At 69.4% G+C, this 26,356-nt stretch carries 24 protein-coding genes; 20 read left to right on the top strand and 4 right to left on the bottom strand.

The genetic code is table 11. The annotated features are described in order from the left end of the window. The first annotated feature begins 3 nt into the window (after window positions 1–3). The 5 genes from BOX37_RS22015 to smc all read left to right on the top strand — a co-directional run bounded on the left by BOX37_RS22015 (window position 4) and on the right by smc (window position 6,741). Window positions 4–720 (top strand): hypothetical protein, encoded by a 717-nt coding sequence (locus BOX37_RS22015; protein ID WP_240504997.1) that lies wholly within the window; start codon window positions 4–6, stop codon window positions 718–720. Then, window positions 720–1,883 (top strand): glutathionylspermidine synthase family protein, encoded by a 1,164-nt coding sequence (locus BOX37_RS22010; RefSeq protein ID WP_071929299.1) that lies wholly within the window; start codon window positions 720–722, stop codon window positions 1,881–1,883. Before BOX37_RS22015 ends, BOX37_RS22010 begins: the two co-directional genes overlap by 1 nt. A gap of 36 nt (window positions 1,884–1,919) precedes the next feature. Next, window positions 1,920–2,372, top strand: coding sequence for a DUF350 domain-containing protein (locus BOX37_RS22005; RefSeq protein ID WP_071929298.1), 453 nt, complete (start codon window positions 1,920–1,922; stop codon window positions 2,370–2,372). Between the two features lie 88 nt (window positions 2,373–2,460). After that, entirely contained in the window at window positions 2,461–2,952 is a 492-nt protein-coding gene (locus BOX37_RS22000; protein WP_071929297.1) for a DUF1707 SHOCT-like domain-containing protein, read from the top strand. A gap of 162 nt (window positions 2,953–3,114) precedes the next feature. Continuing rightward, window positions 3,115–6,741, top strand: coding sequence for a chromosome segregation protein SMC (smc, locus tag BOX37_RS21995; RefSeq protein WP_071929296.1), 3,627 nt, complete (start codon window positions 3,115–3,117; stop codon window positions 6,739–6,741). Window positions 6,742–6,856: 115 nt separating this feature from the next. Here smc and BOX37_RS21990 read toward each other — a convergent pair whose 3' ends face one another. Beyond that, entirely contained in the window at window positions 6,857–7,246 is a 390-nt protein-coding gene (locus tag BOX37_RS21990) for a DUF2237 family protein (RefSeq protein WP_071929295.1), read from the bottom strand. Between the two features lie 154 nt (window positions 7,247–7,400). Here BOX37_RS21990 and ftsY point away from each other — a divergent pair, with 154 nt between their 5' ends. From ftsY to ffh, 6 genes are all read left to right on the top strand, one after another. Further along, window positions 7,401–9,041 (top strand): signal recognition particle-docking protein FtsY, encoded by a 1,641-nt coding sequence (gene ftsY / locus BOX37_RS21985; protein ID WP_071929294.1) that lies wholly within the window; start codon window positions 7,401–7,403, stop codon window positions 9,039–9,041. Between the two features lie 358 nt (window positions 9,042–9,399). Beyond that, window positions 9,400–10,653 carry an ammonium transporter gene (locus tag BOX37_RS21980; protein ID WP_206045913.1) on the top strand — a complete coding sequence of 418 codons (1,254 nt, stop codon included), beginning with the start codon at window positions 9,400–9,402 and terminating at the stop codon, window positions 10,651–10,653. A 4-nt stretch (window positions 10,654–10,657) separates the two neighbouring features. Then, the gene (locus BOX37_RS21975; protein ID WP_071929293.1) at window positions 10,658–10,996 is read left to right on the top strand and encodes a P-II family nitrogen regulator; all 339 of its coding nucleotides are present in this window, start codon (window positions 10,658–10,660) and stop codon (window positions 10,994–10,996) included. An 85-nt stretch (window positions 10,997–11,081) separates the two neighbouring features. Continuing rightward, window positions 11,082–13,529: a [protein-PII] uridylyltransferase gene (locus BOX37_RS21970; RefSeq protein ID WP_071929292.1), complete on the top strand. Its 2,448-nt coding sequence runs from the start codon at window positions 11,082–11,084 to the stop codon at window positions 13,527–13,529. Between the two features lie 132 nt (window positions 13,530–13,661). Further along, a complete protein-coding gene (locus BOX37_RS21965) occupies window positions 13,662–13,976 on the top strand; it encodes a hypothetical protein (protein WP_240504995.1) in 315 nt (104 codons plus the stop codon). Window positions 13,977–14,031: 55 nt separating this feature from the next. Then, entirely contained in the window at window positions 14,032–15,597 is a 1,566-nt protein-coding gene (gene ffh, locus BOX37_RS21960) for a signal recognition particle protein (RefSeq protein ID WP_084759957.1), read from the top strand. Between the two features lie 360 nt (window positions 15,598–15,957). Here ffh and BOX37_RS21955 read toward each other — a convergent pair whose 3' ends face one another. Further along, window positions 15,958–16,749 carry a phosphatidylethanolamine N-methyltransferase family domain-containing protein gene (locus tag BOX37_RS21955; protein ID WP_071929290.1) on the bottom strand — a complete coding sequence of 264 codons (792 nt, stop codon included), beginning with the start codon at window positions 16,747–16,749 and terminating at the stop codon, window positions 15,958–15,960. 110 nt (window positions 16,750–16,859) lie between these two features. Between BOX37_RS21955 and BOX37_RS21950 the strand changes: the two genes are divergently transcribed. The 7 genes from BOX37_RS21950 (at window position 16,860) to trmD (ending at window position 21,376) form a co-directional block, all read left to right on the top strand. Further along, window positions 16,860–17,681: a nuclear transport factor 2 family protein gene (locus BOX37_RS21950; RefSeq protein ID WP_071929289.1), complete on the top strand. Its 822-nt coding sequence runs from the start codon at window positions 16,860–16,862 to the stop codon at window positions 17,679–17,681. Window positions 17,682–17,818: 137 nt separating this feature from the next. After that, window positions 17,819–18,913 carry an amidohydrolase family protein gene (locus tag BOX37_RS21945; protein WP_071929288.1) on the top strand — a complete coding sequence of 365 codons (1,095 nt, stop codon included), beginning with the start codon at window positions 17,819–17,821 and terminating at the stop codon, window positions 18,911–18,913. A gap of 27 nt (window positions 18,914–18,940) precedes the next feature. Beyond that, complete coding sequence (locus BOX37_RS21940) at window positions 18,941–19,267, top strand: Uma2 family endonuclease (RefSeq protein ID WP_084759955.1); 327 nt, start codon at window positions 18,941–18,943, stop codon at window positions 19,265–19,267. A 193-nt stretch (window positions 19,268–19,460) separates the two neighbouring features. Continuing rightward, a complete protein-coding gene (rpsP, locus tag BOX37_RS21935; protein WP_071929286.1) occupies window positions 19,461–19,898 on the top strand; it encodes a 30S ribosomal protein S16 in 438 nt (145 codons plus the stop codon). Beyond that, a complete protein-coding gene (locus BOX37_RS21930; RefSeq protein WP_019048210.1) occupies window positions 19,898–20,140 on the top strand; it encodes an RNA-binding protein in 243 nt (80 codons plus the stop codon). Before rpsP ends, BOX37_RS21930 begins: the two co-directional genes overlap by 1 nt. After that, window positions 20,141–20,665 carry a ribosome maturation factor RimM gene (gene rimM, locus BOX37_RS21925; protein ID WP_071929285.1) on the top strand — a complete coding sequence of 175 codons (525 nt, stop codon included), beginning with the start codon at window positions 20,141–20,143 and terminating at the stop codon, window positions 20,663–20,665. Between the two features lie 3 nt (window positions 20,666–20,668). Then, entirely contained in the window at window positions 20,669–21,376 is a 708-nt protein-coding gene (gene trmD / locus BOX37_RS21920; protein WP_071929284.1) for a tRNA (guanosine(37)-N1)-methyltransferase TrmD, read from the top strand. A gap of 1 nt (window position 21,377) precedes the next feature. Here trmD and BOX37_RS21915 read toward each other — a convergent pair whose 3' ends face one another. Together BOX37_RS21915 and BOX37_RS21910 are read right to left on the bottom strand one after the other, a co-directional pair. Further along, complete coding sequence (locus BOX37_RS21915) at window positions 21,378–21,746, bottom strand: VOC family protein (RefSeq protein ID WP_071929283.1); 369 nt, start codon at window positions 21,744–21,746, stop codon at window positions 21,378–21,380. Between the two features lie 401 nt (window positions 21,747–22,147). Then, entirely contained in the window at window positions 22,148–22,993 is an 846-nt protein-coding gene (locus tag BOX37_RS21910; protein ID WP_071929282.1) for a helix-turn-helix transcriptional regulator, read from the bottom strand. 95 nt (window positions 22,994–23,088) lie between these two features. Between BOX37_RS21910 and BOX37_RS21905 the strand changes: the two genes are divergently transcribed. Both BOX37_RS21905 and BOX37_RS21900 read left to right on the top strand, forming a co-directional pair. Then, on the top strand, window positions 23,089–24,702 hold the full coding sequence (locus tag BOX37_RS21905; protein WP_071929281.1) for an AMP-binding protein: 1,614 nt from the start codon (window positions 23,089–23,091) through the stop codon (window positions 24,700–24,702). Next, window positions 24,702–26,315, top strand: coding sequence for an AMP-binding protein (locus BOX37_RS21900; protein ID WP_071929280.1), 1,614 nt, complete (start codon window positions 24,702–24,704; stop codon window positions 26,313–26,315). Before BOX37_RS21905 ends, BOX37_RS21900 begins: the two co-directional genes overlap by 1 nt. Window positions 26,316–26,356: the final 41 nt, after the last annotated feature.

Here is a 26,356-nt window from a genome sequence, read left to right as displayed (position 1 = left end):
GCGGTGAGCACACAGAACCCCGGCCCGCCCGATCAGCCGGAACAGGGGCAACCCCCCCACAGCGGCGACGAATCGCCGCTGTGGAAGGCCCCGGATCCGGGCGCGGGCTGGCCGCCCAAGCCCGAGCAACCGCCGACACCGCCCTCTGGCCCCGGCGGCGAGCAGCAGTCACGGCAGGGCCGGATGCACCGGCAGGAACCCGGTGTCACCCAGCCACGCCCGCCGACCGTCGCCGAGGCCCGGGCCAGGGACAAGGCCCGTCGGGACGCCGAGCTGGCCCACCGCGCGGCTTTCGCGGCCGAGGAGGCCAAGCGGCGCAGCCGCAAACGCGTGATGATGGGCGGTGTCGCCATCGTGGGTGTCGCCGCGCTGGTCGGCGGCGGCTACCTGGCCTATCGGGCGGTCGCGGCACCCGAACAGGTCACCGCCTCGTGCGTGGCGATCGACCAGAACGGGCAGGAAGTCGTCGTCCCGGACGACAACTGCGGTGACGGCAAGGCCAACTTCCGCAGTGACGGCGGTGGTGGCGGCGTCGGCAGTCTGCTGATCCTGGGCTGGCCCCAGTACCGGTACCACTACGGCGGCAACTCCACCATCGGTCAGCCGCCCTCGGGCGGCACCTCGGTGAAGCCACGCAACGCCGAAATCAAGACCAAGAGCGGCACCACCGTGCAGCGTGGCGGCCTGGGTAGCAAGTCGACCGGTGGGAGCGGGTCCTAGTGCGGCGGGTGGTGAGTACCCCGCGTCCGGGGTGGCAGCAGATCATCGAAAGTCAGGGGCTGGTCTACGGCATCCCCGGCCGCGATGCCAGCGGTCAGCCACGGCCGTATTGGGACGAATCGGTGCACTACGAGTTCTCGATGGACGAGATCCTCGCGCTGGAAGCCGATGTCGAACTGCTGCAATCGATGTGCCTGAAGGCCGCCGAACACGTGGTGCTCACCGAGCGCTACGCCGATTTCGGTCTGCCGGAATGGAGTTGGGGCCCGATCGCCGAATCCTGGCGGCGCAGTGACCCTTACGTGTACGGCCGCTTCGATCTGCGCTACGACGCGCGTCGTCCGGCCACGATGCTCGAGTACAACGCCGACACCCCCACCTCGCTGCTCGAGGCCGCGATCATCCAGTGGCACTGGCTGCAACAGATGTATCCCGGTGGCGACCAATGGAATTCGCTGCACGAGAAGCTGGTGGAACGCTGGGGCGAACTGCGCGGCGTGCTGCCGGGCAGTGAACTGCACTTCACCTGGTCGGGGGCCGATGCCACCGGCGAGGACAACGTGACCACCGCCTACATGCAGGAGACGGCGGCCGAAGCGGGCTTCGACACCGTCGCGCTGCCGATCGAGGAGGTCGGCTTCGACATCGAGCTCGACCGGTTCGTCGATCTGGCCGAGGCCCCGATCGAGGCGATCTTCAAGTTGTACCCCTGGGAGTGGATCCTCGACGACGACTTCGGCAAGCGCGTCGTGGCGAGCCTGCCCGCCACCGCGTGGGTCGAACCGCTGTGGACCACATTGCTGAGCAACAAGGCGCTGCTGGCCGTGCTGTGGGAGATGTACCCCGGCCATCCGAACCTGTTGCCCGCCTACCTCGACGACCCCCACGAGCTCACCGAGTACATCCGCAAACCCAAACTCGGCCGCGAGGGCGCCAACATGACCATCGTCGGTCCCGGCATGGAGACCGCGACCGGCGGCGTGTACGGCGCCGAGGGTTTCGTCTACCAATTGCTGGACCCGCTGCCGGAATTCGACGGCATGCGCCCGGTACTCGGGGCGTGGGTCGTCGGTGACACGGCGGCGGGCCTCGGCATCAGGGAGACCGCGGGCCTGATCACCGATGACGGCGCGGCGTTCGTGCCACATCGCATCCTCGACTGACACCAGACCTCATCCACTCTGTTCGAAAGGACCACGATGACCCTCGCCCTGGAATCGGGTTATTGGAACGCGCTCGGTGAAGGCGTCGGCGCCATCATCCTGTACTGCCTCGTCGGCTTGGCGCTCATGCTGGTCGGCTTCTTCGCGATCGACCTGACCACGCCGGGCAAGCTGCGTGAACTGGTCGTGGCGAGCAAGCCCAACGCGCTGATCGTCTCCGCCGCGGGCATGATCTCCATGGCGTTCATCGTCGTGTTCGCGGTGCTGGCCACCGGCGGCTCCGGCAGGCTGATCGAGGGCCTGCTCGCTGCGGTGGTGTTCGGCCTGGTCGGCATCGTGGCACAGGTCATCTCCGTGCGCGTGGTCGAGAAGATCACCGGAATCGACATCGGCCGCACCCTGCATTCCGACACCTACACCCCCGAGGTGTTGGTGGTGGCGGCGGCGCATTTCGCGCTCGGCCTCGTGGTGGCCTTCGCCATTCTGTGACCGTCCACCAGGGTTGACATTGCACAGTGGAGGGTGGACGCTGGAAACCAGCACCTCCACCGTGGACGGTCACCGAGAGGACCTCGGCATGGACATCACCCCCGGCACGCGCGCGTCCGACGCCGAACGCAACGCGATCGTCGCCCAGCTCGGCACGCACCTGGCCGACGGCAGGCTCGACCTGGCCGAGTACGACCAACGGGTCGCCCAGGTCTACGCGACCACGACCCGCGATCAACTCGATGTCGTCCTGTCCGATCTGCCCGAGCTGAGCACACAGCAGTCCGCCGAGGTGGTCGAGCGCAAGTCCGCGCCGCGTATTCCGGTCTGGCAGCGCATCGAGGCGGGCAGCTGGGCCGGCGTCAGCGTGATCGTGCTGGTCATCTGGGGTCTGATCTCACTCACCGCCGGCGAGCTCACCTATTTCTGGCCGATGTGGGTGATCGGCCCGTGGGGCGCGGTGCTGCTGTTCCGCGTCATCACCGGCTGGGAAGCGACCCCAGGCACTCAGACCCACCTGCGTCAACTGCAGAAACACGCGCAACGCATGGACCCCCACCACCCACACCGACCGCGCTGACGTAGTCCGCGCGGTAGCGGGGGGTACGCTGACGCGAGCACATCGGTAACTCATGGGGCACGGGCTACCGGGACCCGAAGCATGTCAGCCAGCCGCCTGCACAGTCCCCGCACCAAGGTCTGGCCAGAATCGCGGGGAGGCGGACCGGAGAGGCGGTGGCGGTTGCATCTGAAGAGCTTGACGTTGAAAGGGTTCAAGTCCTTCGCGTCCGCGACCACACTGCGCTTCGAACCGGGGATCACCTGCGTCGTCGGTCCGAACGGGTCGGGGAAGTCCAATGTCGTCGACGCGCTCACCTGGGTGATGGGCGAGCAGGGTGCCAAGGCGTTGCGGGGCGGCAAGATGCAGGATGTCATCTTCGCCGGAACCACCGGCCGCGCCGCCCTCGGGCGCGCCGAGGTGACCCTGACCATCGACAATTCCGACGGCGCGCTGCCGATCGACTACGCCGAGGTATCGATCACCCGGCGGATGTTCCGCGACGGCGCGGGCGAGTACGAGATCAACGGCAACAGCTGTCGGCTGATGGACGTGCAGGAACTGCTGTCGGACTCGGGTATCGGCCGCGAGATGCACGTCATCGTGGGGCAGGGCCAGCTCTCGGCCATCTTGGAATCGCGCCCGGAGGACCGGCGCGCGTTCGTCGAGGAGGCCGCGGGTGTCCTCAAGCACCGCAGGCGCAAGGAGAAGGCGGTCCGCAAGCTCGACGCGATGCAGGCCAACCTCGCCCGGCTCACCGACCTCACCACCGAACTGCGCCGCCAGCTCAAGCCGCTCGGTCGCCAGGCCGAGGTGGCCCGGCGGGCGCAGACCGTGCAGGCCGACCTGCGTGACGCGCGACTGCGACTGGCCGCCGACGACCTCGTGACCCGTCGCGGTGAGCTGGAATCCCAGCTCAGCAAGGAGGCCTACGCCCGCGAGCAGCAGATCACCGTGCAGTCCGAGCTCGATGCCGCCAATGCCGCGCTCGCCCAGCAGGAGTTTCAGCTCTCCCGGCTGAACCCCAGCGCCGAGGCCGCCGCGCAGACCTGGTTCCAGCTCTCGGCGCTGGCCGAACGGGTCAACGCCACCATCCGCATCGCCGGTGACCGGGCCAGACACCTGCACACCGAGGCGCCCGTCGGCACCGGCCGCGACCCCGAGCAGCTCGAGGCGGAGGCCGAACGGATCGAGGCCGAGGAGGCCGAGCTGCGCTACGCGGTCGAGATGGCCGCGGAGACCCTCGACGCGGCCCGGGAGGCACTCGCCGACCGAGAGCACGCAGCCAAGGCCGCCGAACAGGCGCATCTGGCCGCCGTGCGCGCCATCGCCGACCGGCGCGAGGGTCTGGCCAGGCTCTCGGGTCAGGTCGACACCCTGCGTACCCGCGCGCAGTCGGTGGATGCCGAGATCGCCCGGCTCTCGGTCGCCATCGCCGACGCCCGCCACCGTGGCGAGACCGCACAGGTCGAATACGACGCCGTGCAGGACGAACTCGGCGATCTCGACGCGGGGGAGAAGGGCCTCGACGCTCAGCACGAACACGCCGTCGCCGCGCTGGAACTGGCCGATGAGCGGGTGCGGGAACTGCGGGAGCAGGACCGGGAGGCGAGCAAACTGGTCGCCCGGCTCGGTGCGCGCATCGAGGCGCTCGGGATGAACCTGGCACGCAAGGACGGCGCGGCCTGGTTGCTCGAACACGGAGTGAGTGGTCTCGGCGGGCGACTGTCCGGTGAGCTGCGGGTGCAGGCGGGATTCGAGGCCGCTGTCGCCGCGCTGCTCGGCCCGCTCGCCGACGCCGTCACCGCCGACACCGCCACCGTCGCCGATGCGGCCGTGCGCGAGCTGCGTTCCGGTGACGGCGGCCGGGTGGCGTTCGTGTTCGCGACCGCCGGCGTGGTCAGCGCCGAACGCGGTGCGCTGCCCGCTGGTGCGCGCTGGCTGGCGGAGGTGCTCGACGGTGCCGAGCGGGTGCGCCCGGCACTGGCTGCGCTCACCGCGGGGGTGGTCGTCGTCGAGGACTTGGCGACCGCCACCGAACTCGTCACGGCCCGTCCCGAACTGCGCGTCGTCACCCGCGACGGTGATCTCGCGGGCTCGGGCTGGGTGATCGGCGGATCGGAGCGGATGCCGAGCCAGCTCGAAGTGCAGGCCGACATCGATACGGCCACCGCCGATTTGGCGTCCGCACAGCGCAGGGCCGAGGAGCTGGAAGCGGCGCTGGCCGGTGCGCTGGCCGAGCAGACCGACCGCAAGGACGCCGCCGACCACGCCCTGATGGCCCTGCACGAATCCGATCAGGCACTGCTGGCCATCTACGACCGGCTCGCCCGCGTGGGCCACAGCGCCCGCTCGGCCCAGACCGAAGGCGAGCGGCTGGCCACCCAGCGCGCCGAGGCCGAAGCCGTGCGGGAGAAGTCCCTCGCTTCGCTCGCCGAGTTGGAGGACCGGCTGCGTCACGCCGAGATCGAACACGACGGCGGCGACGACAGCGACACCGCCGCGGGCACCGAGACCGCCGCCCGTGCCCGCGAAGAAGCCGCCGCCGCGCTCGCCGAGGCCCGCACCATGGAAGTCGAGGCCCGCTTGGCCGTCCGCACGGCCGAGGAACGTGCGGAATCGGTACGGGGCAAGGCGGATGCGCTGCGCCGGGCCGCTCGCGCCGAACGGGAGGCCAGGGCCAGGGCCGAGCGGGCGCAGGCCGCGCGCCGCCAGGCCGCCGCCGTGGCCGCCGCGGTCGCCGAATCGGGCGCGAAGATCGCGCACGAACTCGAACAGGTCGTCGCCTCGGCCGCCGCCCGCCGTGACGAACTCGTCCGGCGCCGTGGGGAATGCGCCGCGTCCCTGGAACAGGTGAAGGAACGGGCGCGGGCGCTGAACACCCAGCTGGCCCAGCTCACCGATGCCGTGCATCGTGACGAGGTCGCCAAAGCCCAAGCGGCACTGCGCATCGAACAGCTCGAGACCACCATCTCCGAACAGTTCGGCATCGCGCTGGCCGATCTCGTCGCCGAGTACGGTCCCGACGTACCGCTGCCGCCCTCGGCACTGGAGCTGCAGGAGTACGAGGACGCCAAGGAGCGCGGCGAGCAGGTCAGCGCACCCCAGCCGATGCCCTACGACCGGGCCTCCCAGGAGCGCAGGGCCAAGCGCGCCGAGAAGGACCTCACCACCCTCGGCAAGGTCAATCCCCTCGCGCTGGAAGAGTTCGCGGCGCTCGAGGAACGCTACAACTTCCTGGCCACCCAGCTCGAGGACGTCAAGAACGCCCGCAAGGACCTTCTCGATGTGGTCGCCGAGGTCGACGCCCGCATCCTGCAGGTGTTCACCGAGGCCTACGCCGATGTGGAACGCGAATTCGTCGGCGTCTTCGCGAAACTGTTCCCCGGTGGCGAGGGCAGGCTGGTGCTCACCGACCCCTCCGACATGCTCACCACCGGCATCGAGGTCGAGGCCCGCCCGCCGGGCAAGAAGGTCAAGCGGCTCTCGTTGCTCTCCGGTGGTGAGAAGTCACTCACCGCCGTCGCCCTGCTGGTCGCCATCTTCCGGGCGCGGCCGTCGCCGTTCTATGTGATGGACGAGGTGGAAGCGGCCCTCGACGACACCAACCTGCGCCGCCTGATCGGGCTGTTCGAGCAGCTGCGCGAGAAGAGCCAGCTGATCGTCATCACCCACCAGAAGCCCACCATGGAGGTCGCCGACGCCCTCTACGGCGTGAGCATGCGCGGGGACGGCATCACCCAGGTGATCTCGCAGCGCCTGAACCGGGCCGAGGTCGCCGACGCCGACCCGGTGGGCGCTCCCGCCTGATCGCCGGTCTCGGCGCGCGGGCACCGGGCGTCGATCCGCTCGGTGCGGACAAGGATGCCAGCGGCGAGCAGCCTGCGGATCGTCGCGCCGCCGCCTGACGACTCCCGGCGTACCCCTACAGGAGGTCGCTGACGTCGTCCGGGACGTCGACAGCGTATTTGCGCAGGATCTCCATCGAGATCACCTCCAGGGCGTTCTCGTGGGTGGCGGCCAGCACCACGGGCGCGGCGACACCGTCCTCGTGCGCGTGCAGCCATCGCACGGCTACCACGCACCAACGGTCGCCCGGCTGCAGGCCGGGGAAGTTGTTCTCCGGGCGCGGCGTGCTCAAATCGTTGCCGATGGAGGCTTGATGCTCCAAGAATTCCGCCGTCGCGACGGTGCACACGGTGTGGCTGCCGAGATCCTCCGGACCGGTGCTGCAGCAGCCGTCCCGGTAGAAGCCCGTGAGAGGATCGGCGCCGCACTCTTCCAGCGGCCCCCCAAGCACGTTTCGATCGGTCACGTCGCCGATCCTATGGGGAGAGCGCCAGAAGTTCCGCAGGACAACGAATCTGTAGTGTTTCCCCGGCGCGGCACCGGGCGCCGAAACCGCCCTCGACCCGCCGCGCCGACGCCGCCGACGAGCCGCGACCAACTGCCCGAATAGACTCGGCCGGGTGAGTTCGCAAGCGTGGATCCTGATCGCCGCGATCGCCGCCGTGCTGTTGGTGGCGCTCGTCGCGGGTTTCGTCCTGTACAAGCGTCGCCAGATCTCCCTGGCGCCGCCCGAACCGGACAAGGAGTTGACGGATCGGTCCGGTGGCTACACCGCGTCCGGGGGTTTCAGCTTCAGTCAGGGCGGGTCGGCACCGACGCTGCCACGCCCCGAACCGGCGCCCGAGCGCACCGATGTCGAGGGTCAGCCGCATGTCGGCGACGATGCCGCCGTCCCCAGAGACGCGCCGCGCCGCAGCATCACTGATGTCGCGCTGCCGGAAGCCGATGTCACCGCCGAGACCGTGGTGGTCCCGGACGACACGTCCGCCCTGGTCACACCGGTCGCCCCCGCCGACACCGCGCCCACCGACACCGCGCCCACCGACACCGCGCCCACCGACACCGCGCCCACCGACACCGCGCCCACCGACACCGCGCCCACCGACACCGCGCCCGCTGACACCGCGCCCGCTGACACCGCGCCCGCTGACACCGCGCCCGCTGACACCACTCCGGTCGAGACCGCGCCCGCCGAGGCCGCTACCGAGACGGCACCGACCGAGGCCGACACCGCTGTCGCACCGCAACAGCCGGCCGAGACCGCGCCCCCGGCACCCGTCGAACCCGTCCCGGCCGAGGTCGACGCCGTCGCCGCCGCGATCGAGGAGATCGACCCCACCACCGGCCGCCTGGTCCGCCTGCGCGGACGCTTGGCCCGCTCGCAGAACGCCGTCGGCAAGAGCCTGCTCGGCCTGCTCGGCGGCGGCGACCTGGACGAGGACTCCTGGGAGGAGATCGAGGACACACTGGTGCTGGCCGATATCGGCACCGCGAGCACCGCGGCGATCGTCGAGCGCCTGCGCGAGGAGATGGCCTCGCGCAGCGTGCGCACCCCCGAGCAGGCGCGCGCCGTCCTGCGCGACGTGCTGATCGAGGCACTGCGGCCCGAACTCGATCGCTCCATCCACGCGCTGCCGCACGGCGACCATCCGGCGATCCTGCTGGTCGTCGGTGTCAACGGCACCGGCAAGACCACCACCACCGGCAAGCTGGCCCGTGTCCTGGTCGCCGATGGGCGCCGGGTGCTGCTCGGCGCCGCCGACACCTTCCGCGCCGCCGCGGCCGACCAGCTGCAGACCTGGGGCGAACGCGTGGGCGCCGACACCGTGCGTGGCAAGGAAGCCGCAGACCCGGCCGCCGTCGCCTTCGACGCGGTCGCCGCGGGCATCGAACGCGGTGTCGACGCGGTCCTGATCGACACCGCGGGCCGCCTGCACACCAAGACCGGCCTGATGGACGAGCTGGGCAAGGTCAAGCGCGTGGTGGAGAAGAAGGCCGAGGTCGACGAGGTGCTGCTCGTGCTCGACTCGACGGTGGGGCAGAACGGCCTGATGCAGGCCAGGGTGTTCGCCGACGTCGTCGACATCACCGGGGTGGTGCTCACCAAGCTGGACGGCACCGCCAAGGGCGGGATCGTGTTCCAGGTGCAGCACGAGCTCGGCGTGCCGGTGAAACTTGTCGGTCTGGGCGAGGGCGCCGATGATCTGGCCCCCTTCGAGCCGGGCGCCTTCGTCGACGCGCTGCTCGGCGGCACGTCCTAGGAGCACCCGATGCCCGTCCGGTTCCAGCGATCGGGCGGGCATGGTGGTGTCCAGCCGAAATCTCCGCCGCGAAACGCCCGCGCGAACACGTGGCGAACCGCACATCCGGACTGACCTCACGGTGAGCCGTCGAGTCGCGTAGAGCGGGACGAAACGTGGACGCAACACAACCGCGCCATCCGTTCACGTAGGTGAAACACCACAGCTCAACGGATGAAACACCCAATGAGGACCCTTCTTGGCAGGCCTTCGTCGTACTCGGCGGGGCCCGAGATGAGGAGGACTAAAGGTGGTGAATCCCGTACTCCTGGCGGGCGCCGAGATCGGCGTGCCCGACACAGGTGACACGGCCTGGATCATGACCAGCGCGGCACTCGTGCTGTTGATGACGCCAGGACTCGCGTTCTTCTACGGCGGTATGGTCCGTAGCAAGAATGTTCTGAACATGATCATGATGAGCGTCAGCGCCATGGGCCTGGTCGGTGTGCTCTGGGTGCTCTACGGCTACTCGATGGCCTTCGGCACCGACAAGGCGGGCCTGATCGGCGACCCGACCGAGTTCTTCGGTCTGCGCACGCTGTTCGGCGGCTTCGGCGAGGACTCGGCGGGCGTTCCGCTGACCGGTACGATCCCGACCCTGGTGTTCGTGGCCTTCCAGGCGATGTTCGCGATCATCACCGTCGCCCTCATCTCGGGTGCGGTCGCCGACCGGATGAAGTTCAGCGCCTGGCTGATCTTCGCCGGTGTCTGGGCAACGGTCGTCTATTTCCCGGTCGCGCACTGGGTCTGGGGTGGTGGCTGGATCTTCGACAAGATCGAGGCCATCGACTTCGCCGGTGGCACCGCGGTGCACATCAACTCCGGTGCGGCCGCGCTCGCGCTGGCACTGGTCCTCGGTAAGCGCAAGGGCTGGCCGAAGACGCCGTTCCGTCCGCACAACCTCCCGTTCGTCATGCTGGGTGCCGGCCTGCTGTGGTTCGGGTGGTTCGGATTCAACGCGGGTTCGGCCCTCGGCGCCAACGGCACCGCCGCCGCCGCTTTCGTCACCACCCTCGTGGCCACCGCCGCCGCCATGCTGGCCTGGCTGCTGGTCGAGAAGTTCCGTGACGGCAAGCCCACCTCCCTGGGCGCGGCCTCGGGCATCGTGGCCGGTCTGGTCGCGATCACCCCGGCCTGTGCCTCGGTGAACGTGCTCGGCGCGCTGGTCATCGGCGTGATCGCCGGTGCGGCCTGTGCGCTCGCGGTCGGCCTGAAGTTCAAGTTCGGCTACGACGATTCGCTCGACGTCGTCGGCATCCACCTCGTCGGTGGTGTCCTCGGCACCGTGCTGATCGGCCTGGTCGGTAGTGCCGAGGCGCCGACCGGCGCGGCCGGTCTGTTCTACGGTGGCGGCTTCGACCTGCTGTGGCGTCAGGCTGTCGGCGCCTTCGCGGTGCTGGCTTACTCGCTGGTCGTCGCGGCGGTCATCGCGCTCGCCATCAAGGCCACTATCGGTCTTCGTGCCACCCCGGAGGAAGAAGCTACGGGCATGGACGAGTCCGAACACGCTGAGACGGCATACGATTTTGCTGCTGTGGGTGGCACGGCACGGACTGCCGTCAAGGAGGCATGACGTAATGAAACTCATTACCGCTATCGTCAAACCGTTCACGCTGGAGGACGTCAAGACCGGCCTCGAGCAGGCGGGTGTGCTCGGCATGACCGTCAGTGAGGTCCAGGGCTACGGTCGGCAGAAGGGCCACACCGAGGTCTACCGCGGTGCGGAGTACTCGGTGGACTTCGTCCCCAAGGTCCGCGTCGAGGTCGTCGTCGACGACGCGTCGGTCGAGAAGGTCGTCGAGGTGATCGTCGAGGCCGCGCGCACCGGCAAGATCGGTGACGGCAAGGTCTGGGTGAGCCCGGTCGACACCATCATCCGGGTGCGTACCGGCGAACGCGGTACCGACGCACTGTAATTCGGCGCCGGAGCTTCCGGCGGTGTAACGATCGAGCGGCGGCCCCGCTCCCACCGGCACGACCGGTCGGGGCGGGGCCGCCCGCATGAATGGCGGTGGGGCTGTGGCACAGCAGAACGGCGGTATTCAGCACAACGGAGCGGCTGATCTGGTCAGGGCCAGGGAGCAGCTGCTCACCGGAGCGGGCACCCGAAATCCGCGACTCGATCCGGAATCCCTGCGCTCGGCGCTGGTCGACCTGTTCGAACTCTGGCTCACCAGCAAGGGCAACGAACTCGGCATCACCGCCGACAGCGGCCTCGCGGTCATCGCGGTCGGTGGCCTCGGCCGCCGCGAGATGCTGCCCTACTCCGATCTCGACCTGGTCCTGCTGCACGACGATGTCGACCCCACGCTGGTCGCCGAGGTCGCCGACCAGCTCTGGTACCCCCTGTGGGACGCCCACATCAAGCTCGACCACAGCGTGCGGACGGTCCCGCAGGCGCTGCGGGTGGCCGCCGACGACATGATCGCCGCGCTCGGCATGCTCGAAGCACGCCACATCGTCGGCGACGAGGACCTCAGCAATCTGCTCATCGGCGGCGTTCGCCGGGAATGGCGCACCGGAATCCGTTCGCGCTTCGACGAGCTCATCGCCCAGGCCACCGCGCGCTGGCAGCGCAGCGGACAGATCGCCCATCGCGCCGAACCCGACCTGAAGAACGGTCGCGGCGGCCTGCGCGACATCCAACTGCTCGACGCGCTCGCCATCGCCCAGCTGACCGACGCCATGCCCGGCCTCGGCCCCGAGGTGCCCGGCGGCGGCCTGCGCCAGGCTCACCGCAGACTCCTCGACGTGCGCACCGAACTGCACCGGGTGGCCGGCCGGGCCCGCGACCAGCTACGCGCTCAGGACGCCGACGAGATCGGCGCCGCACTGCGCATCGGCGATCGCTTCGATCTGGCCCGCACCCTGAGTGATTCGGCCCGCACGGTGAGCTACTCCACCGAGGTGGGCCTGCGCACCGCGGCCAACGCGCTGCCGCGCCGCGGCCTGGCCCGCCTGCGCCGGATGCCGGTGCGGAGACCACTCGACGAGGGGGTGGTCGAGCATTCCGGTGAGGTGGTGCTGGCCAGGGACGCCCGGGCACAGCGCGATCCCGGCCTGATCCTTCGTGTCGCGGCCGCCTCGGCGCAGACCGGGCTGCCGATGTCGGCGACCACGCTCAACCGCCTCTCCGAGGACGCCCCCGAACTGCGCGAGCCCTGGCCCAAGGACGCGCTCAACGATCTGCTCGTGCTGCTCGGCGCGGGCCGGGGCAGCATCGACGCGGTCGAGGCACTCGACCGGACCGGGCTGTGGGGCAGGCTCTTTCCCGAATGGGGCGCGGTGCGCGACCTACCACCGCGCGACGCCGTACACACCTGGACCGTCGACCGGCACCTGATGGAGGCCGTCGCCTACGCCGGTGGCTTCAGCACCAGGGTGGCCCGGCCCGACCTGCTCGCGCTGGGCGCGTTGCTGCACGACATCGGCAAGGGCCGCGCGGGCGATCACAGCATCGTCGGCGCGGAACTGGCCACCCACATCGGGCGCAGGCTCGGCCTGTGGCCCTCGGACGTGCGCACGCTCAGCGCGATCGTGCGCCACCACCTGCTGTTGCCCGACACCGCGACGCGACGCGACCTCGACGATCCGGCCACCGTGCGGCACGTCGTCGAGGCGCTCGACGGTGACGTCGGCCTGCTCGAGTTGCTGCACACGCTCGCCGAGGCCGATTCGCTGGCCACCGGGCCCGGCGTCTGGGGCGACTGGAAGGCCTCGCTGATCGGGGAGCTGGTCCGCCGCTGCAAGCTGGTGATGGCGGGGGAGCCACTGCCGCAACCGGAACCGATCGACCCGGAGCTGCTGGAGCAGGCGCGCGCGGGCGGTGTGCACGTCACCCTCGCGCCCGGCGACGGCAAACACACCTACGTGGTCACCGTGATCGCTCCCGACGAGCCCGGCCTGCTCTCCGACGCGGCCGGTGTCCTCGCGCTGCATTCGCTGCGGGTGCTCTCGGCGTCGCTGGGGGAGGCGGGCGGCTCGGCGATCAACACCTTCGTCGTGGCACCGAAGTTCGGTGATCCGCCCGACGCGGGCCTGCTGCGCCAGGAGCTGATTCGCGCCACCACCGGTGCGCTGAATCTGCCCGCGGTGCTGGCCAAACGCGAGGCCGAGGCGATCGGCACCGGACCCGGTCAGTACGCACGAGCCCAGCCGCGGTTGATCTGGTCACCGACCAGCACACCGGGACAGGTGATCCTGGAGCTTCGCGCCGAGGACCGGGTCGGCCTGCTCAGCAGGCTGGCCGGTGCTTTCGCGGCGGCGGAGGCGAATGTGCGCTGGGCCAAGGTGGTGACGATGGGTTCGTCGGTGGTCGACGCGTTCTGTCTCGATCTGGGCGACGCCGACAGCGCACCGCTGCGCGATCGCATCGAAAAGGCTGTCCTCGACCTGGTTCCGAAGCCCGCGCCCGCGCCACCGCCGGGCGAATCCGACTCCGCCGACTGAGACGGCAAGGACACGGTTTACTCACCGATTGCTATCAGGTTGCCCGCAAAGCCTCCACATGCCCGATCAGTCGCGGTGTGACCTATAGCATTCCTGAGGTCTGGCTGTCACTCGTACGAGGGGAGCAGATCCGTGGCTATCGAAGTCGTATCCGCATCGATGATGACCAGCGACGCGACCGCGCACATCGCGCGCTGCGTCGGTGGCGACCTGTGGGTGGTTTCCTGGCTGCCGGGACGCACCCTCAGTGGTGCCCAGGCACTGGCCGCGATGACCATCGCCTCGACCACCGCGCGCGACGGCGACGGCGCCGATGCCGAGTGGGATCGGATCGAGTCGCTCTCGCGCGAACTCGGTCTCACCGGCCGCGAGGCGGTGTACCTGGTCGACATCGAGAATCACGAGTTGCGGCGCCCCGCGCCCCCGCACGTGCGCCACCGGGAATAACACCCATTACCCTGGGAGGGCAATAGACGTCCCTTTCAGATCAGGAGCGCGATCGGTGTTCGAATCCCTGTCCGACCGGCTTACCGGTGCCCTGCAGGATCTGCGCGGTAAGGGGCGTCTGTCACCGGCCGACATCGACGCCACCGCGCGCGAGATCCGCCTCGCTCTCCTCGAAGCCGACGTCGCGCTGCCGGTGGTGCGCGGTTTCATCGCCAACGTCAAGGAGCGCGCCAAGGGCGCCGAGGTCTCCGCGGCGCTCAACCCCGCCCAGCAGGTCGTCAAGATCGTCAACGAGGAACTCGTCGGCATCCTCGGCGGCGAGACCCGCAGGCTCAACCTCGCCAAGAACCCGCCGACGGTCATCATGCTGGCCGGTCTGCAGGGTGCGGGTAAGACCACCCTCGCGGGCAAGCTGGCCAAATGGCTGCGCGACCAGGGGCATCAGCCGCTGCTGGTCGCCTGTGACCTCCAGCGTCCCGGCGCCGTCACCCAGCTGCAGGTCGTCGGTGAGCGCGCGGGCGTGCCCGTGTTCGCCCCGCACCCCGGCACCTCTGTCGGCGGCGGCGAGAACCCGCTGGGCATCACCGCGGCCGATCCGGTCGCGGTGGCCTCCGCCGGTATCGAAGAAGCCAAGGCCAAGCAGTACGACGTGGTCATCGTCGACACCGCCGGCCGCCTCGGCATCGACGCCGAGCTCATGCGCCAGGCCGCGGGCATTCGCGATGCCGTGCAGCCCGACGAGACGCTGTTCGTCCTCGACGCGATGATCGGCCAGGACGCGGTCAGCACCGCCGAGGCCTTCCGCGACGGCGTCGGCTTCACCGGTGTCGTGCTCACCAAGCTCGACGGTGACGCCCGCGGTGGTGCCGCGCTGTCGGTGCGCAATGTCACCGGTTCGCCGATCATGTTCGCCTCCACCGGCGAGAAGCTCGAGGACTTCGACGTCTTCCATCCCGACCGGATGGCCTCGCGCATCCTCGGCATGGGCGATGTGCTCACCCTCATCGAGCAGGCCGAGCAGGTCTACGACGCCCAGCAGGCCGAGGAGACCGCCCGCAAGATCGGCAGCGGCGAGCTCACCCTCGAGGACTTCCTCGACCAGATGCTGGCCATCCGCAAGATGGGCCCGATCGGCAACCTGCTCGGCATGCTGCCGGGCGCCGGTCAGATGAAGGACGCGCTGGCCGCGGTCGACGACAAGCAGCTCGACCGGGTGCAGGCCATCATCCGCGGCATGACCCCCGCCGAACGCGACAACCCGAAGATCATCAACGCCTCCCGCCGCCTGCGCATCGCCAACGGCTCCGGCGTGCAGGTCTCGGAGGTCAACCAGCTCGTCGACCGGTTCTTCGACGCCAAGAAGATGATGGCGCAGATGGGACGGCAGATGGGGCTGCCGGGGTCGTCCTCGCGTCGGAACACGAAGAAGGGCAAGAAGGGCAAGAAGGGTGGCCGCGGGCCCACGCCGCCGAAGGTGCGCGGTGGGTTCCCGGGGATGCCCGCGGGGATGCCGGGATTGCCTGCCGGGATGGACCTGTCGAACATGCCGCCCGGGCTCGACAAGCTCCCGCCGGGGCTCGACGGGATCGATCTGTCACAGCTGAAGTTCCCGAAGCAATAGCGAACTCGGTGTTCGCCCGCCCAGGGTGGTGTACGGGCGGTGTTTGTTGGAGCGCTGGCGCGCTCGAGTTCGCGCCCCCGGCGGTCCCGCCGATCAGGCACCGGTGCTTGCTCCTTCGTCGCGTACGCACCGGCGCCTGATCGGCGGGACGGGCGCGAACCGCCGACTTCGTCGGCGATCCCTCCTCGGGGTCGGGATGTGCGGGGTTGGGTGTGCGGTCATGGCGGATTCAGGTGGTGCCGGGTGTGCGGGAGGCTGCGGGCCGAGTGGGCTCTTCGGGGTCGCGCCACCCGCGGCGCTGCTGGGTGCGGTCGTCGAGGTGGCCGTTGTTCGCGACAGCCCGAGCGGGCGGTCTTGGCCTCAGATCACGCCGGGGATCAGGGCTTTTCGGTTTGTCGGGTAGTCGGCGAACTTTTCCTTGTACCAGCGGTGGGTGGCGAAGGCGCGGGGGATCAGGTTGCCCGCGGTGATCAGGAAGATCGCGACGCCGGCCAGTGACCAGGTGAGCAGGGCGAAGCCGGCCCAGGCGATCAGTTCGCCGAGGTAGGCGGGACTGCTGACGTAGCGGAAGCCACCACCGTGGGGAACGCGGTACTCGGCGGCGCCGGGGTTGTTCTTGTCGCGCAGGTTGCGCACGATCGCCTCCGAGCGCACCAGCAGTGCGAAACCGCTCAGGTACACGACCAGGCCGATCAGGAAGCGCGGGTCGGTGAGCCAGGCGGTGCTGTACTGATTCTTGTAGTCGTGACTGAAGAACGCGCCGTTGAGATAGCCGTGCAGCGCGGTCACGAACACCCCGGCCGCCACGACCGAGATGTTGAAACTGCTCTTCTTGCCCGGCACCTGCCGGAGGGAGAGCGGGAAGAACCAGCCGCGGTTGCCGTAGTGCAGCAGCCAGATCGCCGCCAGGACCAGTGGCACCGGCTCGAATCGGTCCGGGCCGGTGAAGAAGAACAGCGCGAACACCACGGTGGCGGGCAACTCCATCAGCCACCAGCCCAGCTTCGGATTGAGATTGAAGCCGACCGCGGTCGAGGTGAAGCGGCCGTAGGGACTCTGCGCGAACAACCCGCCGACGATCACGAACGCCGCGAAGGCGAAGGCGATCGTGAGCACGGTGTCGTAAGCGGTGTTCCCGGTGTACCAGTCCATCGAGATCCTCCGTCGAACAAGGGTGCGCGGAGATCGTGATCCCCGGCGCCAAAACTAGAACACGTTCTATCATGGATGTCGCGGGGAGCACACGACTATGGAGGACGTACATGCCGCTGGACCAGACCGCTCGAGACCTGTTGGCGGCCGTGCACGCCTCACCGCGCGCCGTGGCGGCGCACGACAAGACGGCCTGGGTCGCGCTGTTCGCCGAGAACGCGGCGGTGCACGATCCCTACGGCTCGCACGCGCACATCGGCACCGAGGCCATCGGGCGGTTCTACAACGTCTTCATCGGGCCGAACGCCATCACCTTCGATGTCGACCGCGATCTCGTCGGTGGCCACTCGGTGGTTCGGGACCTGCGTATCGCGATCACGATGTCCACCGGCGCCACCGTCACGGTGCCGATGCACCTGCGCTACGACCTGGCCGAGACCGAGGACGGCTGGCGAATCATCCGGCTCGCCGCGCACTGGGAACTGGCGGCGATGATCGCGCGTCTGCTGCGGGTGGGGCCTTCCGGTGTGCTGGCGGGAACGAAGCTCGGGCCGCAGCTCGTCGGCGAGCTGGGCGTGGGCGGCGCGATGGGGATGATGCGGGCACTGCGCGGTGTGGGTGGGGGCGGCAAGCGCGTGACCCGTCGGCTGTTCGAGGCGGCCGCCGCGGGTGATGCGAGCGGTGTCCAGGCGTTGCTCGCGGCCGATGCGGTGGTGGAATCGCCCACCGGAGCGCCGATCGCGGTGGCCGAGTTCGTCGACCAGGCCCGGAACATGGAGTGGGGCAAGCTGATCGCCGCCGGTCGCACGGTCAGCGCGAGCGTGCGGATCGGCGCCTCGCATGGCGTCGCCTTCGTCGAGTTCGCGGCGAGGCAGCCGCGCGTCACCGGCGTCACGGTCTTCCTCGACGGAGCAACTCCATCCGGCGCCTGAGGGCGCCGGGCAGGTGGCGATTCCTCGGAAGTGGGCCGCCATCACGCTCATGACGAACTGTCGAGTAGGGGTTGGCGCGGGTGCGTGCCCAGGTGGTCGGCGGTAGGTTGGGCGCTGACCGAGGTCTGGAGGTTCGTGTGCATCTGCGTGGTGTGGTTCTCCCCGATGACCGGGAGCGCGATCTCTGGGTCGTCGACGGTGTCGTCACCTTCGAGCCGGTGGCGGGGGCCGAAACCCTGTGCCGCACCGGGTGGATCGTGCCCGGCCTGGTCGACGCCCACTGTCATGTCGGCATCCGGTACGGCGGTGGCGACGAGACCCGCGAGGGCGCGATCGAGCAGGCCGAGACCGAACGCGACGCGGGCGCGCTGCTGCTGCGCGACGCGGGCTCGCCCATCGACACCCGCTTCCTCGATTCCCGCGCCGACCTCCCGCGCATCATCCGCGCGGGCCGCCACATCGCCCGCCCCAAGCGCTACATTCGCGAACTCGGCATCGAACTCGACGACGAACGCGACCTGCCCGAGATCGTCGCCGAACAGGCCCGCTTCGGCGACGGCTGGGTGAAGATCGTCGGCGACTGGATCGACCGCTCCGTCGGCGACCTGCGCCCGCTGTGGAGCGACGACATCCTGAAACAGGCCATCGACGCCGCCCATGCCAACGGCGCCCGCGTCACCGCCCACGTCTTCGGCGAAGATGCCCTCCCCGGTCTGATCGACGCGGGCATCGACTGCATCGAACACGGCACCGGCCTCACCGACGACACCATCGCCCTGATGGCCGCCAACGGCACCGCACTGGTCCCCACCCTGATCAACATCGACACCTTCCCCGGCATCGCCGACAGCGCCACCAAGTTCCCCGTCTACGCCGCTCACATGCGCGACCTGCACCACCGCGTCCGCGACACCGTCGGCAAGGCGAACGAGGCAGGAGTCGCCATCTACGCGGGTACCGACGCGGGCGGCTCCATCCGCCACGGCCGCATCGCCGACGAGATCACCGCCCTCACCGGCGCGGGCCTCACCCCCCACGCCGCCCTCGGCGCCGCCTCCTGGAACGCCCGCACCTGGCTGGGCCGCGAATCCGTCGTCGAGGGCGCCCCCGCCGACTTCGTCATCTACGCCGAAGACCCCCGCATCAACCTCGCAGCCCTGATGGACCCGCAGTGGGTCGTCCTGCGCGGAATGGTCGTCGAAACCCCGAATCCGGTCACGGGCCACCGCTGACGATTCGCCCGCCACCTCAGTACCCCGCTGCGCACCGGTGTGATTCCTGACATCTCGGTGGTGGCCGGAGGGATCGGTCATGTGAGTTTCGTGGCCGAGGACGTACCGCTTGCTGTCGAGGTCTGGTCACCCGGAAACTCTCGTGAAGAGCGGGACACCAAGATCGCGGCCTACGCTTCGGCCAGGATTCCGAATCTCTGGATTGTCGAGTTGCCGATAGGGAAACCGGCTCGATTCTGGGGTTACGCGCTTGGCGAGACCGGCTACCGGCAGGAGGTCTACGCCGACAGCGGGGAAACGGTGAAGGCAGCCGGCCCGGTGCCGGTCGCCATCGACACCTCGCAGTTGCGGTGAGGTAGCGCGGGACCGATTTCGGCTGAGGTCGACCCGTCTGGCACAATGATCAACCGTCCTTCCTGGACAGTGTCAGCCCGTCTCCGGTCACGTACCGCGCGGCGGTCACACACTCCATGCGCGAAACCGGGCTCGCAGACCGTGCGGGTTGCTGAATCGCGTGGTGACCAACTATCGAAAGAGGCAGATCAGCATGGCTGTTCGCATCAAGCTCACCCGCCTGGGCAAGATCCGCACCCCGCAGTACCGCGTCGTGATCGCCGACGCGCGCACCCGTCGTGACGGCCGGGCCATCGAGGCCATCGGCAAGTACCACCCGAAGGAAGAGCCCTCGCTGATCGAGATCGATTCCGAGCGCGTGCAGTACTGGCTGGGTGTCGGCGCGCAGCCGACCGAGTCGGTGCAGCGTCTGCTGGAGATCACCGGCGACTGGCAGAAGTTCAAGGGCCTGCCGGGCACCGAGGGCACCCTGAAGGTCAAGGCCCCGAAGGCGTCCAAGCTGGACCTGTTCAACGCCGCGCTGGCCGCCGCCGACAACGAGCCCGTCGCCGAGGCCGTCACCCCGAAGAAGAAGGCCGCCAAGAAGGACGAGGCCGCCGCCGAGGCGCCCGCCGCCGAGGCTGCCGAGTAATGACCGCAGTTGTTGCCGATGCCGTCGAACATCTCGTTCGCGGCATCGTCGCCAACCCCGATGACGTCCGTGTCGAGCTGATCACCGGCCGCCGCGGACGCACGGTCGAGGTGCACGTCCATCCTGAAGACCTGGGCAAGGTGATCGGGCGCGGTGGTCGTACCGCGACCGCCCTGCGCACCCTCGTCGCCGGTATCGGCGGCCGGGGCATCCGGGTCGACGTGGTCGACACCGACGCCTAGATGGAACTCGTCGTAGGTCGAGTCGCCAAGTCGCACGGCGTGCGCGGCGAACTCGTCGTCGAGGTGCGCACCGACGAACCGGAACTCCGGTTCGCCCCGGGCGTCACCCTGCGCGGTCGGATGCCGAAGTCGGCGTCGACCCGCGATTACACCGTGAAGTCGGCCCGAGAGCACTCGGGCCGACTTCTGGTGTTCGTCGACGGTGTCGACGACCGTACCGCCGCCGACGCCCTGCGCGGACTGTTGTTCGTCGTCGACAGCGAATCGCTGCCGCCGTCCGAGGATGACGACGCCTTCTACGACCACGAGCTCGAGGGCCTGCGGGTCGAGCTCACCGACGGCACCGTCGTCGGTGAGGTCAGCGAGGTGCTGCACTCGGCCGCCGGCGAGCTGCTGTCGGTGCGCGCCGCCGACGACGGCCGTGAAATTCTCGTTCCCTTCGTCACCGCCATCGTGCCGACCGTGTCGCTGGCCGATGGACTGGTGGTCATCACCCCGCCTGAGGGCCTGCTCGATCCGGAGTAATTCGTGCAACTCGATGTCGTCACGATCTTCCCGGAGTACCTGGAGCCGCTGCGCACCGCGCTGCTCGGCAAGGCCGTCGACAAGGGCCTGATCTCGATCGGCGTGCACGATCTGCGTCAGTGGACCCACGACGTGCACAAGTCGGTCGACGACTCGCCCTACGGCGGCGGTCCGGGCATGGTCATGAAACCCACCGTCTGGGGCGATGCCCTCGACGAGGTGTGCCCCGACGACGCCCTGCTCGTCGTCCCCACGCCCGCGGGCGTGCCGTTCACCCAGGCCACCGCGCAGCGCTGGGCCACCGAGCAGCACCTGGTCTTCGCCTGCGGTCGCTACGAGGGCATCGACCAGCGCGTCGTCGACGACGCCGCCCGCCGGGTCCGCGTCGAAGAGGTGAGCATCGGCGATTATGTGCTCATCGGCGGCGAGGCCGCGGTCCTGGTGATGACCGAGGCCGTGGTGCGGCTGATTCCCGGTGTGCTCGGCAATCAGCAATCACATCAAGAGGATTCGTTCTCCGTGGGGGCGCAGGGGCGGGAGGGTCTGGGCCTGCTGGAAGGTCCCAGTTACACCCGTCCGGTGTCCTGGCGCGGCCTGGACGTGCCGCCGATCCTGCTCTCGGGCGACCACGCCAAGGTCGCCGCCTGGCGCCATGAGCAGTCCCTGGAACGGACCCGCGCACGCAGACCCGATCTGCTGCCGGAGCAGTGACTCAGAGCGGCGTCACCCTGGTGGTGATGCAGAACGGGTGCCCGGCCGGATCGAGCAGCACTCGCCAGCGTGGATCGGGTTGCACCGGAGCGGGTTTCGCGCCGATCGCCAGCGCGTGCTGTTCGCACAGATCCAGATCGGCATCGGCGGCCAGATCCAGGTGGACCGCGGCGGTGCCCGGCCACTGCGGCGGGTAGTAGTCCTCGACCCGCTGCGCGGCGACCGTCAGGCCCGACGGGATGCGGATCCCGACGCTGTGCGCGTCGTTCCACAGCACCCGCCCGCCGAGCAGTCCGAGGTAGAAGCGGGCGAGGGACTCGGGGTCGTCACAGTCCAGCGAAAGGCCTGCCAACTGAAAAGGCTCCGTCATCGGATCGACGGTACCGGGCCGAACGGGGGTCGAGATTGTTTTGCCCTAAAGACATTTGGGTATTCATTGGGGTCGTTCGTTGTGTGATCGTCCATTGTGAGGGTTGCTGGTTCCATCCGGAATGGGCTCGGCGCGGTTCCCGATGGTGGAATCGGTGTCCGACCCCGGGGGAATGGCGGGCCGTGTGCCGATGTTCCCAGTACAGACCCTGTGCGCCTTGGTGATTCGATCCCATCACGCCGCACGCGTGGCGACCGCCGATGCTCGGTCCGGGTGCGATCGCGCGTGTTGTTCTCGCTCATGTGCTCGGTCGATGGCGCCCACATTGCCGCTGCGGCCAATCGATGGAGTGATGAATCGCACAATTCGTAGAGCGTGGAATGACCAGAGCGCCAAGGGGTTCAAGGTAGCAAGCCGTGCCGCCGGGCCAGCGCCACCGCCTCGTGGCGAGTGCCGGCATCGAGCTTGGTCATCGCCTGCCGGAGATAGCTCTTCACCGTCTCCGCACCGAGCGAGAGCCGCCGCGCCGCTTCCTGATTGGTGCACCCGAGGGCGATCTGGGCGAGTACGTCGAGCTCGCGGCGAGACAACCGGGGCGCTGCGCCGCCGGGCTCGCCCGACAGCACGCCGGTCAGCCGGTCGCAGACGCCGGACAGGCGGTCGCGCAGCCCCCGGTCGCCTGTCGCGGTCGCCAGGACACGTAGTTCGGCGTGGATCTCCCGCAGTTCCTCGGCCACCGCGGGAGTGGTGGCCGAGGTCGGCGTCGCGAGTTCGAGCAGCCTGATCCGGCGGTCCACCTCGTCTCGGACCGCGATCTCGGCAGCCAGGCGCCGACCGGCCTGCAGGACGACCTCGGCGGTGCGGTCACCGAGCGGGCCCACACCCCTGGTCGCCGCGTAGAGCACGGCGCGCGGCTGTTCGGCGACCACGACCGGCACGGCGATCACCGAACGCAGGCCCTCGCCGACAACCTGCGCGTCGTAGTGGTGGGTGATGGTCGACGCACCCTGGTAGTCGGCCACCGACGTGGGCCTGCCGTACTCCATCGCCTGGCCGCCCAGACCGGAGGTGCGCAGGACCGACAGTCCGCGCAGCCCGTTGGTCAGGGTGCCGACGAATTCGGTGAGCAGCAAGGTGTCGTCGGCGACCGACCCGCCGAACACCACGGGCACGCTCGCCCGACGCGCGACCCAGCGGATCTCGGCGCGTAGTGCGTCGCCGTCGCGCGGGCGCAACAGGGAGGTCATCGAGCACCCCTTTTCGGGGGTAGTAACGGAGGTGAGCTGTACCACATTCTAGGGCAGACCCGGCGGACCGAGCCGGGTGTTGAGGAGAAGCTGCGATGAGTACCGACCTGGACGTGCGGGTGCGCGACCTGCTCGACCACTACGACGGACCCGAGGCCTGCGCCGCCGACCTGCTCTGCGATCGGCATCCGGCGGAGCGGATCGCGTTCACGGTGATCGAGTCCGATCTGCGCGCCACCGAGCTGACCTACGGCGCGTTGCGGGAGCGCTCGGCCCGTTTCGCCGCCGCGCTGGCCGAACTCGGGATCGAGCCCGGCGACCGGGTGGCGACGCTGATGGCGAAGTCGGCCGACCTGGTGGTCGCGCTGCTGGGTATCTGGCGGCGCGGCGCGGTGCACGTACCGCTGTTCACCGCCTTCGCCGCGCCCGCCATCGAGTTCCGGCTCACCGCCAGTCACGCGAAGGTCGTTGTCGCCGATTCCGACCAGGCGCCCAAGCTCGGCGCTGTCGCGGGCACGACCATCATCGCGGGCACTGGCGAGCAGCCCGGCGCGCTGCGTTTCGACGACCTGCTCGCCGCGCACGAGCCCGGCGACCCGCGCGCGGCGGCGGTCGCGGTCGGCGGTGACGGACTGCTGGTCCAGCTGTTCACCAGCGGCACCACCGGAACCCCCAAGGGCGTGCCGATTCCGGTGCGTGCGCTGGCGTCGTTCCACGCCTATCAGGAGTTCGCCCTGGACGTGCGTCCCGAGGACGTCTACTGGAACGCGGCCGACCCCGGCTGGGCCTACGGTCTCTACTACGCGATCCTGGCGCCCTTGGCCGCGGGTGTGCGCAGCCTTCTGCTGCACGCGGGGTTTTCCCCGTCGCTGACCTGGGAGGTACTGCGGCGTTTCGAGGTCAGCAACTTCGCCGCCGCGCCGACCGTCTACCGGGCTCTGCGCGCCGACAGCGGCCCCGTTCCCGACGGAATCGCGCTACGCCGCGCTTCCTCGGCGGGGGAGCCGCTGACACCCGACGTCGTCGCCTGGTCGAGGCGGACGCTCGGGGTGCCGGTCCGCGACCACTACGGTCAGACCGAGCACGGCATGGTCATCTGCCACGCGTGGCACCCGGCCCTCGATGTGGTCGCCCCGCTCGGTTCGATGGGCCGCCAGCTGCCCGGCTGGGCCTGCACGGTGCTGGCCGAGGACGCCGACACCGAGGCCGCGCCCGGCGAGATCGGCCGCGTCGCCATCGACACCCAGCACAGCCCGCTGCTGTGGTTCCTCGGCTATCTCGACGACGCGCAGCGCACCGCGAACCGATTCACCGCCGACGGCCGCTGGTACCTCACCGGTGATGTCGGGTCCCGCGACGCGGACGGTCTGTTCCGGTTCAGCTCCCGCGACGACGACGTGATCATCATGGCCGGCTACCGGATCGGCCCGTTCGAGGTCGAGAGCGTGCTGGTCCTGCACGACCAGGTCGCCGAAGCCGCCGTGGTCGGTATGCCCGACGAGCTGCGCGGAGAGGTGCTCGAGGCGTTCGTGGTGCCGCGCGAGGGTGTCGCAGGCAGCGACGAACTGGCCGCGGAACTGCAAAAACTGGTCAAGGACAAATTCGCCGCGCACGCCTATCCGCGCACGGTGCACTTCGTGGCGAGCCTGCCCAAGACGCCCAGCGGCAAGGTCCAGCGATTCCTGCTGCGCGACAAGGAGACCCGGTGATGCCCGAACTCAGCTACTCCTGCGGCCCCGCCGACCTCCCCCTGCTCGGGGACACCATCGGCGCGAACCTCGACCGGACCATCGCCGCGTACCCCGAGCGGGACGCGCTCGTCGACCACCCGACCGGACGCCGCTGGACCTATCGCGAGCTGGGCATCGCCGTCGACGCCGTCGCGACCGGCCTGGCCGCGCTGGGCATCGTGCCCGGCGATCGCGTCGGCCTCTGGGCGCCCAACTGCGCGGAATGGTTGCTCGTGCAGTACGCCACGGCCAAGATCGGCGCGATCCTGGTCAACATCAATCCCGCCTACCGCACCAGCGAACTCGAGTACGTCCTCGACCAGGCCGGAGTGCGGATGCTCGTCGCCGCACCGGAGTTCAAGTCCTCCGACTACGTGGCGATGATCGAGCAGGTCCGGCCGAACTGCCCGGCGCTCGAGCAGGTGCTGATCCTGGGCACCGAGCCGTGGCACCGGGTCGCCGAGTCCGCACCTGACACCGACCGGCTGACCACGATCGCCGCGACCCTCTCGGCCGACGACCCGATCAACATCCAATACACCTCGGGCACCACCGGTTTCCCCAAGGGCGCGACGCTGAGCCACCACAACATCCTCAACAACGGATTCTTCGTCGGCGAGCTGTGCGGCTACACCGCGGCCGACCGGGTCTGTATTCCCGTGCCGTACTACCACTGCTTCGGCATGGTCATGGGCAATCTCGCGGTCACCTCGCACGGTGCGGCCGCGGTGATCCCGGCGCCGTCGTTCGATCCGGCCGCGACCCTGGCCGCCGTCGCGGCCGAACGCTGCACCTCGCTCTACGGCGTACCGACGATGTTCATCGCCATGCTCGCCGAACTCGACCACGGCGCCACACCGGACCTGTCGGCCCTGCGCACCGGGATCATGGCGGGCTCGCCGTGCCCGGTCGAGGTGATGAAACGAGTCATGGACCGGATGGGCATGACCGAGGTCGCCATCTGTTACGGCATGACCGAGACCTCGCCGGTCTCGACCCAGACCCGCCGCGACGACAGCATCGACCGCCGTACCGCCACTGTCGGCCGGGTGGGTCCGCACCTCGAGGTGAAGGTCGTCGACCCGGCCACCGGTCGCACCCTGCCGCGCGGCGAACCGGGCGAACTGTGCACCCGCGGTTACTCGGTGATGCTTGGTTACTGGGGGCAGCCCGACAAGACCGCCGAGGCGATCGATGCCGCCCGCTGGATGCACACCGGTGACATCGGTGTGATGGACGCCGACGGCTACCTCTCGGTCACCGGCCGGATCAAGGACATGGTCATCCGCGGCGGCGAGAACATCTACCCCCGCGAGATCGAGGAATTCCTCTACACCCACCCTGACATCGTCGACGCCCAGGTCATCGGCGTGCCCGATGAGAAGTACGGCGAGGAACTCATGGTCTGGCTCCGCCTGCGCCCCGGTGCCCCGCCACTGGACGCCCCTACCCTGCGCGCCTACTGCACCGACCGCCTCGCCCACTACAAGATCCCCCGCTACGTCCACCTGGTCGAGGAGTTCCCGATGACGGTCACCGGCAAGGTCCGCAAGGCGCGGATGCGCGAACTGGCCAGGGACATCCTCGGATGACAATCCGCTGACCTGGCTATCGGCCGGGTGTCGGCGGGGAG

This window comes from Nocardia mangyaensis (assembly GCF_001886715.1).
In the GTDB taxonomy this organism is placed as follows: Bacteria; Actinomycetota; Actinomycetes; order Mycobacteriales; family Mycobacteriaceae; genus Nocardia; species Nocardia mangyaensis.
This window is presented reverse-complemented; position numbering and strand designations above follow the sequence as displayed.